Here is a 370-nt window from a genome sequence, read left to right on the forward strand (position 1 = left end):
CGTTCAAAGCGCCGTAGATACCAAGCATCACCTCATTATTGCCCATGAGGTGACCAACGTTGGGTCTGACCGGGGCGAGCTATCTCGCATGTCCGAACAGGCGCGCGCAGCGATTGGTTCTGAGGCCATCGAAGCTGTTGCCGATCGCGGGTACTATAGCGGAGAGGAAATTCTGGCCTGCGAGGAAGCCGGCGTCACGGTCTATCTGCCGAAGCCGATGACCTCGGGCATCAACGCCAAAGGGCGCTTCGGCAAGCAGGACTTCGTCTATGTCGCCGCGGATGACGTCTATCTTTGTCCCGCCGGTGAGCAGCTAACCTATCACTACTCCAATGAAGAGGACGGCAAGATACTGCGTCGCTATTGGACC

1 pseudogene is annotated in these 370 nt (G+C 57.8%); it reads left to right on the plus strand.

Features of this window, described 5'->3' with window-relative positions:
* Positions 1 to 370, plus strand: a pseudogene (locus KJQ96_RS38840) (IS5/IS1182 family transposase); the annotation flags it as partial.

It is taken from the genome of Bradyrhizobium sp. sGM-13 (genome assembly GCF_018398875.1).
Taxonomy (GTDB): domain Bacteria; phylum Pseudomonadota; class Alphaproteobacteria; order Rhizobiales; family Xanthobacteraceae; genus Bradyrhizobium.